This is a genomic window from Pseudomonas sp. XP1, assembly GCF_053557675.1.
The window spans coordinates 3,567-20,579 of sequence record NZ_JBNRIJ010000023.1; the positions used below are offsets into that span (position 1 = coordinate 3,567).

At 62.6% G+C, this 17,013-nt stretch carries 13 protein-coding genes; 11 read left to right on the top strand and 2 right to left on the bottom strand.

The features are described from left to right. Positions 1–72 precede the first annotated feature (72 nt). The 10 genes from glpR to ACK1U9_RS18405 all read left to right on the top strand — a co-directional run bounded on the left by glpR (position 73) and on the right by ACK1U9_RS18405 (position 14,244). Entirely contained in the window at positions 73–828 is a 756-nt protein-coding gene (gene glpR / locus ACK1U9_RS18360; RefSeq protein WP_046614760.1) for a DNA-binding transcriptional repressor GlpR, read from the top strand. 252 nt (positions 829–1,080) lie between these two features. Then, a complete protein-coding gene (gene glpD / locus ACK1U9_RS18365) occupies positions 1,081–2,613 on the top strand; it encodes a glycerol-3-phosphate dehydrogenase (protein ID WP_085601563.1) in 1,533 nt (510 codons plus the stop codon). 285 nt (positions 2,614–2,898) lie between these two features. Continuing rightward, on the top strand, positions 2,899–7,047 hold the full coding sequence (locus ACK1U9_RS18370; protein ID WP_449110082.1) for an NEL-type E3 ubiquitin ligase domain-containing protein: 4,149 nt from the start codon (positions 2,899–2,901) through the stop codon (positions 7,045–7,047). Positions 7,048–7,370: 323 nt separating this feature from the next. Beyond that, positions 7,371–8,288, top strand: a complete 918-nt coding sequence (locus ACK1U9_RS18375; RefSeq protein ID WP_025340398.1) for a glutamate/aspartate ABC transporter substrate-binding protein — start codon at positions 7,371–7,373, stop codon at positions 8,286–8,288. Positions 8,289–8,430: 142 nt separating this feature from the next. Beyond that, positions 8,431–9,177, top strand: a complete 747-nt coding sequence (locus ACK1U9_RS18380; RefSeq protein ID WP_046614762.1) for an amino acid ABC transporter permease — start codon at positions 8,431–8,433, stop codon at positions 9,175–9,177. Further along, complete coding sequence (locus ACK1U9_RS18385) at positions 9,178–9,849, top strand: amino acid ABC transporter permease (RefSeq protein WP_043206507.1); 672 nt, start codon at positions 9,178–9,180, stop codon at positions 9,847–9,849. Then, positions 9,846–10,580: an amino acid ABC transporter ATP-binding protein gene (locus ACK1U9_RS18390; RefSeq protein WP_003258023.1), complete on the top strand. Its 735-nt coding sequence runs from the start codon at positions 9,846–9,848 to the stop codon at positions 10,578–10,580. The genes ACK1U9_RS18385 and ACK1U9_RS18390 overlap by 4 nt, the downstream gene beginning before the upstream one ends. 73 nt (positions 10,581–10,653) lie before the next feature. Next, positions 10,654–12,558, top strand: coding sequence for a two-component sensor histidine kinase AauS (locus tag ACK1U9_RS18395; protein WP_046614763.1), 1,905 nt, complete (start codon positions 10,654–10,656; stop codon positions 12,556–12,558). Continuing rightward, positions 12,555–13,883: a two-component response regulator AauR gene (locus ACK1U9_RS18400; protein ID WP_046614764.1), complete on the top strand. Its 1,329-nt coding sequence runs from the start codon at positions 12,555–12,557 to the stop codon at positions 13,881–13,883. The genes ACK1U9_RS18395 and ACK1U9_RS18400 overlap by 4 nt, the downstream gene beginning before the upstream one ends. Positions 13,884–13,908: 25 nt before the next feature. Next, positions 13,909–14,244, top strand: coding sequence for a GlpM family protein (locus ACK1U9_RS18405; RefSeq protein WP_046614765.1), 336 nt, complete (start codon positions 13,909–13,911; stop codon positions 14,242–14,244). A gap of 169 nt (positions 14,245–14,413) precedes the next feature. Here ACK1U9_RS18405 and ACK1U9_RS18410 read toward each other — a convergent pair whose 3' ends face one another. Beyond that, a complete protein-coding gene (locus tag ACK1U9_RS18410; protein WP_085601565.1) occupies positions 14,414–15,409 on the bottom strand; it encodes an alpha/beta fold hydrolase in 996 nt (331 codons plus the stop codon). A gap of 196 nt (positions 15,410–15,605) precedes the next feature. On the opposite strand from ACK1U9_RS18410, the gene metR reads away from it, so the two are divergent. Beyond that, complete coding sequence (gene metR / locus ACK1U9_RS18415; protein ID WP_003258025.1) at positions 15,606–16,523, top strand: transcriptional regulator MetR; 918 nt, start codon at positions 15,606–15,608, stop codon at positions 16,521–16,523. Here the strand turns inward: metR and ACK1U9_RS18420 are convergent. Continuing rightward, the gene (locus tag ACK1U9_RS18420; RefSeq protein ID WP_085601566.1) at positions 16,507–16,920 is read right to left on the bottom strand and encodes an NUDIX hydrolase; all 414 of its coding nucleotides are present in this window, start codon (positions 16,918–16,920) and stop codon (positions 16,507–16,509) included. The two genes, metR and ACK1U9_RS18420, sit on opposite strands and share 17 nt — an antisense overlap. Positions 16,921–17,013 lie beyond the last annotated feature (93 nt).

Genomic DNA, 17,013 nt, shown 5'->3' on the forward strand with positions numbered 1-17,013 from the left:
TAGTCTACTGGTCGTAGTCCGCGTCCTACGGCATCATTGCAGCATTTGTCCGGCAGCCCCAAAGGACCGCCCATGAATCTGCCCCCTCGCCAACAACAAATCCTCGAACTGGTGCGCGAACGCGGTTACGTCAGTATCGAAGAAATGGCGCAGCTGTTCGTCGTAACACCGCAAACCATCCGCCGTGATATCAACCAGCTGGCCGAGCTCAATCTGCTACGCCGCTACCACGGGGGCGCAGCCTACGACTCGAGTATCGAGAACACCGCCTACGCCATGCGCGCCGACCAGATGCGTGACGAAAAACAACGCATCGCCGAAGCGGTTGCCCGGCAGATTCCCGACCATGCCTCGCTGTTCATCAACATCGGTACCACCACCGAATCCATCGCCCGGGCGCTGCTCAACCACAACCACCTGAAAGTCATCACCAACAACCTGCACGTGGCCGCAATCCTTGCTGCCAAGGACGATTTCGAAGTGCTGGTGGCAGGTGGCACGGTGCGCCGTGATGGCGGCGTTGTCGGTCAGGCCAGTGTCGACTTCATCAACCAGTTCAAGGTCGACTTCGCCCTGGTGGGCATCAGCGGCATCGACGAAGATGGCAGCCTGCTCGATTTCGACTATCAGGAAGTGCGGGTGTCCCAGGCGATCATCGCCAATGCCCGTCAAGTGATCCTTGCCGCCGACTCCAGCAAGTTCGGGCGCAACGCCATGGTGCGCATGGGCTCGATCAGCCTGGTCGACTGCTTGGTGACCGACCAGGCGCCAACCCCCGCACTCACCCAGCTGCTGAACCAGTACAAGATCCGGCTTGAGGTGGTTTGAGGGCTGACAGGCGCATGCCGCAAGGCTTGTCGCGCCTGTGAGATCGAGCGTCGTCCGCGCAGCGCTCGATCCCACAGACGCCACAACTTTCAAACCGATCATCCAGAATTTTCGTAAATGTTCATTTCATTGTCATCTGATCAGTTTTTTCTATAAAGACTGACTGGCGACCGGCTTTCTGTTGCGCTAGTATTTTCGAAAACGAACATCAATGTTCATATTCGATGTGAACAGCCCCAGGAGGCCTTGCCCGTGTCCCAGCCCGTTTCGTCCCAGCCACCAGTCGCCGACTGCTATGACCTCGCCGTGATCGGCGGCGGCATCAATGGCGTGGGCATTGCTGCCGACGCCGCCGGGCGTGGCCTCAAGGTATTTCTCTGCGAAAAGGACGACCTTGCCCAGCACACCTCTTCGGCCAGCAGCAAACTGATCCATGGCGGCCTGCGCTACCTGGAGCACTACGAGTTCCGCCTGGTACGTGAAGCGCTGGCCGAGCGTGAAGTGCTGCTGGCCAAAGCCCCCCACATCGTCAAGCCGATGCGCTTCGTGCTGCCGCACCGCCCGCACCTGCGCCCGGCCTGGATGATTCGCGCCGGCCTGTTCCTCTACGATCACCTCGGCAAGCGCAAGCGCCTGGGTGCTTCGCGCAGCCTGCGCTTCGGCCCGGGTTACCCGCTCAAGCCTGCAATCAGCCGTGGCTTCGAATATGCCGACTGCGCGGTGGACGATGCCCGCCTGGTAGTGCTGAATGCGATGGCAGCACGTGAAAAAGGTGCCCATATCCATACCCGCACCCGTTGCCTGCGCGCGGAGCGTGTGGATGGCCTGTGGCAGGTCGAGCTGCAGCATGCTGACGGCCGCCTGCAGACCATTCGCGCCCGCGCTCTGGTCAATGCTGCCGGGCCATGGGTGGCCAGCTTCATCAAGGATGACCTCAAGCTCGATGCGCCCTATGGCATCCGCCTGATCCAGGGCAGCCATATCATCGTGCCGCGCATGTACGAAGGCGATCATGCCTACATCCTGCAGAACGAGGACCAGCGTATCGTCTTCTGCATCCCGTACCTGGAGCGCTTCACGCTGATCGGCACCACCGATCGCGAGTACAGCGGCGACCCCGCCAAAGTCGCGATCACCGAGCAGGAAACCGATTATCTGCTCAAGGTGGTCAATGCCCATTTCAACCACCAGATCAGCCGCAGCGACATCGTGCACACCTATTCCGGCGTGCGCCCGCTGTGCAACGACGAATCGGACAACCCGTCCGCGGTCACCCGCGACTACACCCTGGCGCTGTCTGCCACTGAAGGGCAAGCGCCGTTGCTCTCGGTTTTCGGTGGCAAGCTGACTACCTACCGCAAACTGGCCGAGTCGGCCATGGCCGAGCTCAAGCCGCACTTCCCGCAGATGCGCGGCAGCTGGACCGCTGGCGCGCCGCTACCAGGTGGTGAGTACATGACCACGGTGCAGGCTCTGGTCGATGCGGTGCTGGCGCGCTGTGGCTGGTTGCCTGTCGATATCGCGAAGCGCTGGGTGCTGACCTATGGCAGCCGTGTATGGCAGTTGCTGGAGGGCGTTCAAGGGCCGGAAGACCTGGGCCAGGCAATTGGCGGTGGGTTGTTTGGCCGGGAGGTGGACTACCTTGCACACAACGAATGGGCATGCAGCGCTGAAGACATTCTCTGGCGCCGCACCAAGCTGGGCTTGTTCACCAGCACGGGCGAGCAACAGGCGCTTGCAGACTATCTGCAACGAGAGCAACAGGCGCGCACGCAAGCGGCGTGACCCATGGCCTGCTTGCACGTACTGGAACGCCACAATCAGTCTTTGACGTTGGCGAAGTCTTCAAATGTATCGTGCCCGGCGGGCGTGGTCGATCGAGCGATTATCGCAAACACAGCCTTGCGTGCTTGGGATGAGCATTAATCAATGCTCATCCAGCGCCCCTTGGCTCGTCCGGCCAGTCGCCAGCGGGCCCGGATGGCACAGTCGGTCGGTGCAGCAGTAACTACCACCACCCCACGTTCCCGGCAGTGATGCTCTGGTGTCTTTCAGACCCGGAGATATCTCGTGCCCCCCACCGAATACAACCCGTCGTACTCCGTCGACACCCTGATCGCCCGGCAACTACCTGGCTGGTTGACCAGCGCCGATGCGACGCACCTGGAAGCCTACGGCAGGGCCTTGCTTGCACAGCAACAGGCCGCGGACAGGCTTGGCCATCTGCTCGAAAGAATCCCTCGCCTCGAAGACTTCGCCAGGCCCCTGCTCGAACGCGCCCTGCGTGAGCAGGGGCTGGGGCATGTCGACCCGCAACTTGGGCACGTCGTCGTCAGCGAAGAGTTTCAACTGCCTTCGGCGGCGGAGCATTTCTATACGCCGACGGTTACCCATAGAACGCGACAAACGCTATTGGCCGCTGCCCTGCATAATTTCGAAGCACACGAAGCTGAACCGTGGCTGTTGCGCAAAGCGCACCTGGAGAACGAGAAAGGCGAAAAGCTGGCCATGACCTTCGAGCACTTCGTTCGCCTGTGCCGCTCACTGGACCTGGGCGGCAAGTATCAGACGCTGCTCAGGACGGTGCTCGAGCCCAAGGCTGGCCGTGGCCAGTCGGGCGATCAAGCGCGCACGACAATAAAGCACCTTTTTGAAAGCGGCGTACGTACGCGCATGCAGGCAGCGGTTTACGAGGCCCGGTTCAAGGGGCAGCTGGACGAGCGGGATCTGCTTCGGCTGCGGCCGATGCTCGAAGCCCCTGCCCTTGCACCCTATGGCAAGGGCACGCTGACAGCTCGCCAACTTTATCTGCTCGGCAAGTGCGTGACGGGGGTCATCACACTTGAGTGGCGCCCTGCTCCGGCTGAAGACATCGACGAAATCATCGTCTGGATACCCGATGCCGCCGGGCAAAGCCTGCGCTTTTACGACAGTTGGGACAGCGTTTACAACGACCTGGCCACTCGCCTCAAGCAGTGGTCATTCCGCCAGTTTTTCCGGCGTTTCATCACGGCACGGGACACAAGCGAGTTCGCCAGGGAACTTGCACAACGGCTCGCAGCGTCGCCTGGAGCAATGAAACTGCAGCTCGACGGGCGAAACCTGCCCGTCAAGGGGAATGTGTTCGCACATGTACGGGGGCTACTGCTCGGGCGAATGTTCGATGATGCAGCCTACCTTGCTGTTCCAACGGACCTTGAAGATCGCCTGAGCAGGCACCGGCGCTTGCAGGACATGCTGAGCGCCGGGTTGGACCTGCTGGGGCTGGCAGCTTTGGTCGTACCGGTGCTCGGTGACCTGCTACTGGTCGTCAGCGCGGCGCAATTGCTCGATGAAGTCTATGAAGGCTATCAGGACTGGCAGCTAGGTAACCGCCAAGGAGCGCTGGAGCATTTGTTCAACATAGCCCAGGGCGTAGCGACCACTGGCCTGTCTGCAGGGGCTCTGCACACGCTGAGACGAACACCTTTTGTCGACAGTCTTGCGCCAATGGTGTTGCCTGCCGGTGGCATCAGGCTGGCCAGAAACTCCCGTTACCTGCCTGCCGAGGAAGATGTCTCGGTATTATTGGAAAGCCTGCAAGGGGAGCACTTTGCCGATACTTTGTCAGATCATGGCCGGATACTTCTACAGGCCACAGGCCTCAACGTGGACCAGTTGCGCCGACTTTGCCTGGAGAACGCTGCACCACCCGCGCGGCTGCTCGATCTCCACGACCGGATCAAGCTGCACCAGCAGGATCCGACCCTGAAAGGACACGCCTTCGAGCAGCAACTTCAGGCGTGGCAAACACCGCAATCTGCCGACCAGGCCAGGCTGATCGGGGTTTTCCGGGGTTTGTCACCAAGGGGCGCCCAGGAAATCATCGACCATAGTAGTACCGCCCAGATAGAACAGTTGCGAGTTTCCGGACGGATGCCACTGAGCATGGCGCAACATGCGCGGTGGTATGAAAGCGCCAGCCGTATTGATCGGGCTTGCCTTGGCTTGCGTCTGCAAAAGTTGGCCAACACAGATAGCGACCTATTGGCGCTGCGCCTCATCGAACGGGACGCCCCATGGCCAGACTCCGTGCGAATAGAGTTACGCCAAGGCGCCCAGGATGGATTACTGATATTTGCCAGCCAGAGCGAGACCGCGCAGAACGTACGAACCATTGTCAAAAACACGCAAGGCTACGCCCTGGCAGGCGAAGACAGCCAGGGGAAGCCCTTGCTGGCAGCGGTCCTGGGGTGCCTGGACGACGAGCAGAAAACCCGCCTGGGAAACCGCAACCTGCAGCTCAAGCAATTACGTGACGTACTGGCCATGGCGGCCGAACAGGATCGCAACTCTACGGCTAGCCTGCTCGGCATTTCCGGCATCCGCGCAAATATCAGGCCGCCCCGGCGTTTCGCCGACGGCAGGCTGGCCTATGCACTCAGCGGCGGAGGTGAAAGCAGCCAGAGCGCTATTCGCCAAGGGATCCATCAAATATTCCCCACACTCTCCGAACTGCAACTGGACGCTTATCTGGAAGCGGTGCGCCAGCGCGGGGAGAGCTTGTGGGACCATTACCAGGCGCTGCAACGCCAGCTTGCCGACCTGCGCGAAGCACTACAGATCTGGCAGGCCGATTGGCAATCGCCAATCGACGCCATTCGCAGACGCCGCATAGCCGATACCCTTCGCCGCAGTTGGCGGCGCAAACTGGTGGACGGCAACGACCAGTATGAACTGACCATCGATGGCGAGCACATCAATGCGTTGCCAGGCCTGCCGGAGGGTGTGGAATACCGACATGTGCGCCGGCTGACCTTGCGCAACATGCGCTTGCAACAGATCGACGCGCGGTTCCTCAGGCTGTTCCCCAACGTCGTGGACCTGGACCTCAGCGGCAACCGGCTGACTTTGGTCCCCGAGGGCATCGAGGCTCTCGGCCAGCTACGGCGCTTGAACCTGAGCAACAACCTGATTGCGCTGGATGCCGCAGGCAACAGCCGCCTGGCTCAACTGCAACGGCTGAACACGCTGATACTCAACAACAACCCGCTCAACGGCATGCCCGACCTCTCGGCCTTGCCACATGTGCGGGACCTGCACCTGCGAGCAACGGGTCAGGCGGACATTGGCCTGGTCCACCAGAACGTGGCGCTACGCGCCCATATCGACTTGCGCGACAACAGAATCAGCGAACTGCAACGCGAGATGCGCGGCTTGCGCCTGCGCCTGCAACGGCTGAATCTGCACGACAACCCTTTGAGCGAAGACAGCATCGAGTATCTGGACCAGGCACAAGGAGCCAGCGAAGCAGGTGCCCGAGGCAGCGCGTCGTATGTCCACGAGCCGATCGGTGAGGAGACCCGCGCGAACTGGGTAGCATCCAGAAACGTGCTGCTACGTGCAGAACGTGAGGCAGCCTGGGACCGCCTGAGCGAGGAGCCGGGTTCGGGAGGCCTGTTCAGATTTTTGGCTGACTTCGCCCAGAGCGAGGACTTCGAGGCCCATCCCCGGCATTATCGACGCCGCATCTGGCATATCCTCGAAGCCTGCGAAAACAACGAAGCGTTACGCGAGCAGTTATTTCGCGAGGCCGACGGGCCGCGTACCTGCGAGGATCGCCTGTTGCTGCTGCTCAACCAGATGGAGGTGGGTGTGCTGGCCTTTCAGGGCATCGAAGGCGTGCCGGTTGCAATGAGAGAGAGCCGCCTGCTGTATCTGGGAGGCCAGTTGCACCGCCTGGACCTGCTTGACGATATTGCCAACCGCCACGTCCAGGCCCTGCGCGAAGCAGGGCGCGGAGTGGATGAAATCGAAGTTCGGCTTTTCTATCGCCTGCAGCTGACAGGGGCACTTGACTTGCCAGCACCACCGGATGAAATGCACTTCGCTTCATTCGCCCACGTTACAACGCGGGATCTGAACGCGGCAGAAATAGAAGTGCTGCAAACCTACAGTACCCTGTCGATGCTGGACGCGCTGGCAAGCCGCCCTTACTGGCAGAACTACTTGCGAGAAACCTATGCTGACCGCTTCGAGGCGATAGCACGGCCTTATCACGAGCGAATGGAAGCGCTCGAGGCACAAGCCATGGCCGGCCAGGAAGCAGGCTATGAAGACCGCGCCCGGAACCTGATGCGCGAACTTGCCGCCGAGGAATCAACGCTGATACGCACCCTCACTACCGAGGCTTGGGCGCGCTGGAACCAGTCGCCGCTAGAGCGGCTGATGCCCCACTGAAATGGCGGACAGCGCTGCGATCAGGCCTCTCGTGACGGCGGCCTGATCGCCCCAGTGCTTGGTAGCCGGGGAATTGCAAATTCGTTCGGATTTCCGAACAGAAAACAGCAATTCATTCGGAATGGCGGATGAAACGTACCGTCACAAGATGCGCAATAAAGTTTGATTCCCAATGAATCCGCGGCGTTATGATCAATGTCAGGGCTTGGCACGACTCATGCTCTACACTTGGTAGCCGAATGCAATCGTTTATTTCTGTATTCGTTGAACGAAGAGTCCGCCAACGGCTCCATAAAAAAAACAAACACGTCGAGGAAAATTTGATGCGCATCGTTCGTCAATTGCTGGGCGCCGCCATCGCGGCCGCTGTGATCGCTTCGCCGGCCATGGCCGAGGAACTGACCGGCACCCTGAAGAAGATCAAGGATTCGGGCACCATCACCCTGGGCCACCGCGACTCCTCCATCCCGTTTTCCTACCTGGCCGGCAAGCCCGAGCCCGTAGGCTACTCGCATGACATCCAGCTGGCTGTCGTCGACGCCCTGAAGAAGCAGCTGGGCACGGACATCAAGGTCCGCTACAACCTCGTCACCTCCCAGACCCGCATCCCGCTGGTGCAGAACGGCACCGTGGACCTCGAGTGCGGCTCCACCACCAACAACGTCGAGCGCCAGCAGCAGGTCGGCTTCTCGGTCGGCATCTTCGAAGTCGGTACCCGCCTGCTGACCAAGGTCAAGGACGGTCAGCCGGCATACAAGGACTTCCCGGACCTGGCCGGCAAGAACGTGGTGACCACCGCCGGTACCACCTCCGAGCGCATCCTCAAGGCGATGAATGCCGACAAGCAGATGAAGATGAACGTGATCTCCGCCAAGGACCACGGTGAAGCCTTCAACATGCTCGAAAGCGGCCGCGCCGTGGCCTTCATGATGGACGACGCCCTGCTCGCCGGCGAAATGGCCAAGGCTCGCAAGCCGTCGGACTGGGTCATCACCGGTACCCCGCAGTCGTACGAAATCTATGGCTGCATGGTGCGCAAGGATGACGCGGCCTTCAAGAAAGCGGTCGATGACGCCATCGTTGGTTACTTCAAGTCGGGCGAAGTCAACAAGAGCTATGACAAGTGGTTCCAGCAGCCAATCCCGCCAAAGGGCCTGAACCTGCAGTTCCCGATGAGCGACGAGCTGAAGAAACTGATCGCCGAGCCGACCGACAAGGCTGCGGACGAGAAGAAGTCCTGACTCTCAGATAGTGGCCTGGTGCTCAACAGCACCAATCAATACTGCAGGCCACTCATTAGTGTCTAACCTTTCATCCGAGGGCGCCAAGCGCCCTCGGATGCTCGAAGGTGCCCGTGAAACGATCGTCTGAGGGGAAATCCCGATGAATTACAACTGGGACTGGGGCGTGTTCTTCAAGTCCACCGGCGTGGGCAGCGAAACCTATCTGGACTGGTACATCACCGGCCTGGGATGGACCATCGCCATCGCCATCTCCGCCTGGATCATCGCCTTGCTGCTGGGCTCGGTCCTCGGTGTCATGCGTACCGTGCCGAACCGTGTGGTAGCAGGTATCGCCACTGCCTACGTGGAGCTGTTCCGCAACGTACCGCTGCTGGTGCAGCTGTTCATCTGGTACTTCCTGGTGCCGGACCTGCTGCCAGAAGGCCTGCAGGAATGGTTCAAGCAGGACCTCAACCCGACCACTTCGGCGCTGATCAGCGTGGTCATCTGCCTGGGCCTGTTCACCGCCGCCCGCGTGTGCGAACAGGTACGTACCGGCATCCAGGCGCTGCCCCGGGGCCAGGAAGCCGCCGCCCGCGCCATGGGCTTCAGCCTGCCGCAGATCTACACCAACGTGCTGCTGCCGCAAGCCTACCGGATCATCATTCCGCCGCTCACCTCGGAATTCCTGAACGTGTTCAAGAACTCGTCGGTGGCGTCGCTGATCGGCCTGATGGAGCTGCTGGCACAAACCAAGCAGACCGCCGAATTCTCGGCCAACCTGTTCGAGGCCTTCACCCTGGCCACGCTGATCTACTTCACCCTGAACATGGGCCTGATGCTGCTGATGCGCATGGTCGAGAAGAAAGTCTCGGTGCCCGGCCTGATTTCCGTAGGGGGCAAATAAATGGACATGGATTTCAGCGAAATCATCCCGGCCCTGCCTGCCCTGTGGGAAGGCATGGTCATGACCTTGCAGCTGATGGTCATGGGCGTGGTCGGCGGCATCGTGCTGGGGACCATCCTGGCCCTGATGCGCCTGTCGTCGAGCAAGCTGCTGTCGAACTTGGCCGGCGCCTATGTCAACTACTTCCGCTCGATCCCGCTGCTGCTGGTCATCACCTGGTTCTACCTGGCGGTACCGTTCGTGCTGCGCTGGATCACTGGTGAAGACACCCCGGTGGGTGCCTTCACCTCCTGCGTGGTGGCATTCATGATGTTCGAGGCCGCGTACTTCTGCGAAATCGTCCGTGCCGGCGTGCAGTCGATCTCCAAGGGCCAGATGGGCGCCGCCCAGGCGCTGGGCATGACCTACGGCCAGACCATGCGCCTGATCATCCTGCCCCAGGCCTTCCGCAAGATGACGCCACTGCTTTTGCAGCAGAGCATCATCCTGTTCCAGGACACCTCGCTGGTATACACCGTGGGCCTGGTGGACTTCCTCAACTCGGCACGCTCCAACGGCGACATCATCGGGCGCTCCCATGAGTTCCTGATCTTCGCCGGTGTCGTGTACTTCCTCATCAGCTTCTCCGCTTCGTGGCTGGTCAAGCGCCTGCAAAAAAGGATCACCGTATGATTTCCATCAAGAACGTCAACAAGTGGTACGGGGACTTCCAGGTACTGACCGACTGCAGCACCGAGGTCAAGAAGGGTGAAGTGGTGGTGGTATGCGGCCCGTCGGGTTCGGGCAAGTCCACCCTGATCAAGTGCGTCAACGCCCTGGAGCCGTTCCAGAAAGGTGACATCGTGGTCGACGGCACCTCGATCGCCGACCCCAAGACCAACCTGCCCAAGCTGCGTTCGCGCGTTGGCATGGTGTTCCAGCACTTCGAGCTGTTCCCGCACCTGTCCATCACCGAGAACCTGACCATTGCCCAGCGCAAGGTGCTTGGCCGCAGCGAAGCGGAAGCGACCAAGAAGGGCCTGGCCCTGCTCGACCGTGTCGGCCTCGGTGCCCACGCCAAGAAGCACCCGGGCCAGCTGTCCGGCGGCCAGCAGCAGCGCGTGGCCATCGCCCGCGCCCTGTCGATGGACCCGATCGTCATGCTGTTCGACGAACCGACCTCGGCACTGGACCCGGAGATGGTCAACGAAGTACTGGACGTGATGGTCGAGCTGGCCCACGAAGGCATGACCATGATGTGCGTGACCCATGAAATGGGCTTCGCCCGCAAGGTGGCCAACCGCGTGATCTTCATGGACAAGGGCAACATCATCGAGGATTGCCAGAAGGAAGACTTCTTCGGCAACCCGAGCGCCCGCCACGAGCGTACCCAGCACTTCCTCAGCAAGATCCTGCAACACTGATTTTGCCTCACTGAAGCGGTCGGCGCCGCTGTCCTTTCGGGCAGCAGGCGCTGGTCGTGACAAGGCCACTGTGATGAAATGCGATCCTTCGCTTCTTCTCCCTGCCAAGCCTGCCGTGAAATCCCGCCTGCTCCGCCAATTGCTGTTGCCGCCACTGATCATCCTGCTGATGGTCGGCCTGGGAATGGCTGGCTACCTGATCAGCGAGAGCAACGGCATCCGCACCCTCAGCGAAAACGGCGAGCGCCAGCTGGAGCTGCACGCGCGCACGGTCGAGAGCGAAATCAGCAAGTACACCTACCTGCCGAGCCTGCTGGAGCTGGAAGACAGCGTCTCGCACCTGCTCACCGACCCTGACGGTGGCTCGCGGCAGATCGTCAACGAATACCTCGAAGGCCTGAACCGGCGCAGCCGCAGCCGGGCCATCTTCGTCCTCGACACCAATGGCCGGGTCCAGGCCACCAGCAACTGGCGCGATGCCGACTCGTTCCTGGGTGAGGACCTGTCGTTCCGTGCCTACTTCCAGACTGCCGTGCGCGGCGAGCCCGGGCGTTTCTACGGTATCGGCAGCACCACCGGCGAGGCCGGCTATTACCTGGCCCACGGCCTGGAGGAACACGGCAAGATCATTGGCGTGGCGGTGATCAAAGTGCGCCTGGACACCCTCGAGGAGCGCTGGCAGCGTGCCCGCCTGGAAGCGTTCGTCAGCGACGAGAACGGCATCATCATCCTCTCCAGCGACCCGGCCCGGCGCCTGAAGTCGGTACGCCCACTGACTCCGCAGATCAAGGAGCGCCTGGCCCGTAGCCTGCAGTACTACTGGTGGCCGCTGAACGAACTGCAGCCTCTGGCTCGGGAAACCCTGGCCGATGGTGTGGAAAAGCTGACCTTCCCGGCAAACAGCGAAACCGCACAGGGCAAGGCCAGCGAAATGGCCTACCTGGCCCAGACCCGGCGCCTGGTCGACACGCCTTGGCACTTCACCCTGCTGACACCGCTGCAGGACCTGCGCCGCGAATCCATGGTACAGGGCGTGCTGGTGGGCGTTGCCTTCGCCTTGCTGGCGATCCTGGGCATCGCCTGGAACGAACGGCGCAAGGTCATCGCCACCCGCCTGGCAGCCCGCGAGGCCCTGCAGGAAGCCAACAGCCAGCTGGAGCGACGGATTACCGAACGCACGGCCGACCTGCGCGCCAGCAACGAGCGCCTTAAGGGCCAGATTCGCGAGCGCCGACATGCCGAGCAGACCCTGCGCCACGCCCAGGATGAACTGGTACAGGCCGGCAAGCTGGCCGCCATCGGGCAGATGTCCACCAGCATCGCCCACGAACTGAACCAGCCGCTGGCCGCGCTGCGCACGTTGTCCGGCAACACCGTGCGCTTCCTCGAGCGTGGGGCACTGGAAACCGCCAGCACCAACTTGCGCACCATGAACGACCTGATCGACCGCATGGGCCGCATCACCGCCAGCCTGCGCTCGTTCGCCCGACGCAGCGACGACAGCGGCCAGGCCTCGCTGGCCAAGGCCGTGGACGCTACCCTGCAGGTGCTGGCCAACCGCATCAGCGCCTGCCACCTGCAATTGCACAATCAGTTCGAGGACCAACAGCTGGCCATCGACCAGACCCGCCTGGAGCAGATCCTGGTAAACCTGATCGGCAACGCCCTGGATGCCATGACCGCCCAGCCGCTTCCGCAACTGTGGCTGGAAGGCGAGCTGCAGGGCGACAAGTACCGTTTGCAGGTGCGCGACAATGGCCACGGCATCGATGCCGAGGCGCGCAAGCATCTTTTCGAACCTTTCTTCACCACCAAACCGGGCGAACACGGCCTGGGCCTGGGCCTGACCCTGTCGGCGAGCCTTGCCGCCGCCGCCAAGGGCAGCCTCAACGTCGAGCACCCCGCCAGCGGCGGCACGGCCTTCGTCCTGGCCCTGCCCTTGGTCTCACCCCCTAGCGAATCGGCAGAGCAACCATGAACCAAGCGCCTCTTACCGTCCTGATCGTCGAAGACGACCCGCATGTGCTGCTCGGCTGCCAACAGGCGTTGGCCCTGGAAGACATCGCCTGCGAAGGCGTGGGCAGCGCCGAGCAGGCGCTGGAACGCATCGGCGACGACTTCGCCGGTATCGTCGTCAGCGATATCCGCCTGCCGGGCATCGATGGCCTGGAGCTGCTCAACCGCCTCAAGGCCCGCGACCGCAGCCTGCCGGTGGTGCTGATCACCGGCCACGGCGATATCGACATGGCGGTCGGCGCGATGCGCAATGGCGCCTACGACTTCATGGAAAAGCCTTTCTCCCCGGAGCGCCTGGTCGATGTGGTGCGCCGCGCCCTTGAACAGCGCGGGCTGTCGCGCGAAGTGGTGGCCCTGCGCCGCCAGCTGGCCGAGCAAAGCAGCCTGGAGGGGCGCATCATTGGCCGCTCGCCAGCCATGGAGCACTTGCGCGAACTGATCGCCAACGTCGCCGATACCTCGGCCAACGTGCTGATCGAAGGCGAGACAGGTACCGGCAAGGAACTGGTCGCCCGCTGCCTGCACGACTTCAGCCGCCGCCAGGGCCAGCCGTTCGTGGCACTGAACTGCGGCGGCCTGCCGGAAAACCTGTTCGAAAGCGAGATTTTCGGCCACGAAGCCAACGCTTTCACCGGTGCCGGCAAACGCCGCATCGGCAAGATTGAACATGCCAATGGCGGCACGCTGTTCCTCGACGAGGTTGAGAGCATGCCGATCAACCTACAGATCAAGCTGTTGCGCGTGCTGCAGGAGCGCACCCTGGAGCGGCTGGGCTCGAACCAGAGCATTCCGGTGGACTGCCGGGTGATCGCGGCTACCAAGTCCGACCTGGATGCCATGGGCCAGAGCGGCCAGTTCCGCAGCGACCTGTATTACCGGCTGAACGTGGTTACCCTGGAGCTGCCGCCGCTGCGCGAGCGCCGCGAAGATATCCTGCAACTGTTCGAGCACTTCCTGCAGCAATCGGCACTGCGCTTCGACCGCGAAACGCCTGCGCTGGACAGCCAGACCTTGTCGCGCCTGATGGCCCACGACTGGCCGGGCAACGTGCGTGAACTGCGCAACGTCGCCGAACGCTATGCCCTCGGCCTGCCAGCGTTCAAGAAAGGCCCCAGCGGTGGTGCCAGCCAAGGCTTGGGCTTTGCCGAGGCGGTGGAAGCGTTCGAGCGCAACCTGCTCGGCGATGCCCTGCAACGCACCGGCGGCAACCTGAGCCAGGCCAGCCAGGAACTGGGCATGGCCAAGACCACGTTGTTCGACAAAGTGAAGAAATACGGCCTCGGCTGACCTCAACCCAACCTGGAAACACATCGTGGACCTGGTATTCAAAGCTGCCCTGGGCGCTGGCGTGGTGCTCCTGCTGGCGGTGCTGTCGAAAACACGCAATTACTACATCGCCGGGCTGGTGCCGCTATTCCCCACCTTTGCCCTGATTGCCCACTACATAGTTGGCAAGGGGCGCAGCATTACCGACCTGAAGACCACCATCCTGTTCGGCATGTGGTCGATCATTCCGTACTTCGTGTACCTGGCGACCTTGTATGTGCTGGTCGACCGCATGCGCCTGGAGGCATCGCTGGCGTTGGCCACGGTGGCCTGGCTGATGGCCGCCACCGTGCTGGTGACCTTGTGGGTGCGGATGCACTGAGGCCGGTCGGCTGACGCGGTCCGTGTAGGAGCGGCCTTGTGTCGCGATGGGGCGCGTAGCGGCCCCCGATTTCAGCTTCGCCGCGAATATTGCTGGGGCCGCCTTGCGGCCCTTTCGCGACACAAGGCCGCTCCTACAGGGGATCGCATCAGCCTGGAAGCATGGAAATTCACAGCCCTGCGATATGCGTGACATCCTGCCGATGTGCCTGCAGGTAGGGCAACACCGCCCCCAGCAACGGCGCCTTGAACGGCTCCTGGAAGCGGTGCGCCAACCCCGGTATCAAACGCAGTTGGCTACCCCGGATATGCGCGGCCAGATGCACACCATGCATCACCGGCAGCAACGGGTCGGCCGTGCCATGCACCACCAGGGTCGGCACCCGCAACTGGTTCAACAATTCGACCCTGCTCGGCTCGGCCAGTATCGCCATGATCTGGCGCTTGGCGCCTTCAGGATTGAACGCCCGGTCATAGGCCACGGCCGCCTGCTGCAGCAAGGCCGCACGGTCGTCACGCACCTCGGGGCTGCCCAGCGCCGCCAGCAGGTCGGCCTGCTGTTCGATGGCAACCTCGCGGTTCGGCGCGCTGCGCCGGGCCAGCAGCTGCACCAGCGCCGGATCCGGCGCCGGCAACCCCGCCGCCCCTGAACTGGACATGACCAACGTCAGGCTGCGCACGCGCTCGGGCGCCATGGCCGCCAGGTGCTGGGCAATCATGCCGCCCATGCTCACCCCCAGCACATGAAACTGGTGCACGCCCAACGCATCCATCAGGCTCAGGCCATCGTCCGCCATGTCGGTCAGCGTATATGGCGCAGCCACCGGCAGGCCCAGCTTGTAGCGCAGCAGTTCGACCGTCAGGTTGGCCGACGGTGGCAGCTGGCTCCAGCGTGACAGGCCGACATCGCGATTGTCGTAGCGAATTACCCGAAAGCCCTGGCGGCACAAAGCTTCGACCACGTCGTCCGGCCAGTGGATCAGTTGCCCGCCAAGGCCCATCACCAGCAGCAAGGCCGGGTCGCGTGGCGCACCGACGCTCTGGTACACCAGGCTGACCGCGCCCAGCTCGGCCCGCTGCACCGGCACGTGGGCATCACAACGCTGTTCAGCGAAACTCGCAGGTACGCCGAATACAAAGAAAAGAAGAAGCCAATAAGCCCGCATGAAAGAAACACCAGAATGCAAATCCCCAGTAGAGCGCGAGTCTGATGAATTCTGTTCGGGCGCGCTGCCACATTTCAGTGACATTTTGATGACTCCCGCCAGGCGGTGCGGCCAAACGCCCAGTCGACAGGCGCAGCAACATGAGGGAAACTCAACTCACCCCCTGTTTCCTCAAGTCCACACACCGGAGTCAGCTGTGCTGGAGATCCGTCACCTGAAAACCCTTCATGCCCTGCGCGAGGCCGACAGCCTGGTGGAGGCCGCCGAGCGCCTGCACCTGACCCAGTCGGCGCTGTCGCACCAGTTCAAGGAGCTGGAAGAGCGCCTGGGCCTGCCGCTGTTCGTGCGCAAGACCAAGCCGATCCGCTTCACCAGCGCCGGGTTGCGCCTGCTGCAACTGGCCGATGCCACCCTGCCGCTGCTTCGCGGCGCCGAACGTGACATCGCGCGCCTGGCCGGTGGCACCGCCGGGCGCCTGCACATGGCTATCGAATGCCACAGCTGCTTCCAGTGGCTGATGCCGACCATCGACCAGTTCCGTGACGCCTGGCCGGAGGTGGAGCTGGACCTGGCCTCCGGCTTTGCCTTCGCCCCACTGCCGGCCCTGGCTCGCGGCGACCTGGACCTGGTGGTGACCTCCGACCCGCTGGACCTGGCGGGCATCACCTACGTGCCGCTGTTCACCTACGAGGCGATGCTGGCGGTGGCCAACCAGCATCCGTTGGCCAGCAAGCCCTACATCGTGCCGCAGGACCTGCTTGACCAGACCCTGATCACCTACCCGGTGGAGCGCGATCGCCTGGACATCTTCACCCGCTTCCTGGAGCCGGCCGACATCGAGCCCGCCGCCGTGCGCACGTCGGAGCTGACGGTGATGATGATGCAACTGGTGGCCAGCGGCCGAGGTGTGTGCGGCATGCCGCACTGGGCGCTGCACGAGTACAGTTCGCGCGGGTATGTGAAGGGCAAGCGCCTGGGTGAAAAAGGCCTGTTCGCCACGCTTTATGCTGCCGTGCGCACCGACATGCTCGATGCGCCATACATGCGCGACTTCCTGCTGACGGCGAAGGACACCTCGTTCGCCACCCTCGATGGTGTCAGCGCGGTGCGCTGACGGCCTGGCGGTATAGCGGCAGGATGAGGTCGCGGGTCAGGGGTGCCAGCTGCATGGCGGGTACCTGGTCTGCGGCCAGCCACACCACCTCCTCGATCTCCGCAGCCGGCAGCACGGCTGCGGCGCTGTCGACACGGAACAGTTCGGCCTGTACCTCGAAGCCCGGCTCGTTGGCGGCCGGGGCGCTGAACTGGCCCAGGTGCACGGCCTGGGACGGGTCGATGTGCAGGCCCAGTTCCTCATGCAGCTCGCGCACCAGCGCCTGCACCGGGGTTTCGCCAGCATCGATCTTGCCACCGGGCTGCATGAAGGCCTGGGTCCCGCGTTTGCGTACCAGCAGGGTGCGGCCCTGGGGGTCGATCAACAGGGCGGCGGCGATGCGGATGGTGTTGGGCATGGGCTGGGCTCGCTTGAAACAATGGCCGGGGAGGATCCCATGAGGGTCCTGGCCTGACAAGGCCAGTGTTTCCTGCGCCGGCCCTTTCGCGGG

Excerpts from the sequence above, each read along its gene's own strand:
- glpR (WP_046614760.1), top strand. The coding sequence starts at position 73 with ATGAATCTGCCCCCTCGCCAACAACAAATCCTCGAACTGGTGCGCGAA.
- ACK1U9_RS18375 (WP_025340398.1), top strand. The coding sequence starts at position 7,371 with ATGCGCATCGTTCGTCAATTGCTGGGCGCCGCCATCGCGGCCGCTGTG.
- ACK1U9_RS18380 (WP_046614762.1), top strand. The coding sequence starts at position 8,431 with ATGAATTACAACTGGGACTGGGGCGTGTTCTTCAAGTCCACCGGCGTG.
- ACK1U9_RS18385 (WP_043206507.1), top strand. The coding sequence starts at position 9,178 with ATGGACATGGATTTCAGCGAAATCATCCCGGCCCTGCCTGCCCTGTGG.
- ACK1U9_RS18390 (WP_003258023.1), top strand. The coding sequence starts at position 9,846 with ATGATTTCCATCAAGAACGTCAACAAGTGGTACGGGGACTTCCAGGTA.
- ACK1U9_RS18395 (WP_046614763.1), top strand. The coding sequence starts at position 10,654 with ATGAAATGCGATCCTTCGCTTCTTCTCCCTGCCAAGCCTGCCGTGAAA.
- ACK1U9_RS18400 (WP_046614764.1), top strand. The coding sequence starts at position 12,555 with ATGAACCAAGCGCCTCTTACCGTCCTGATCGTCGAAGACGACCCGCAT.
- ACK1U9_RS18410 (WP_085601565.1), bottom strand. The coding sequence starts at position 15,409 with ATGCGGGCTTATTGGCTTCTTCTTTTCTTTGTATTCGGCGTACCTGCG.
- ACK1U9_RS18420 (WP_085601566.1), bottom strand. The coding sequence starts at position 16,920 with ATGCCCAACACCATCCGCATCGCCGCCGCCCTGTTGATCGACCCCCAG.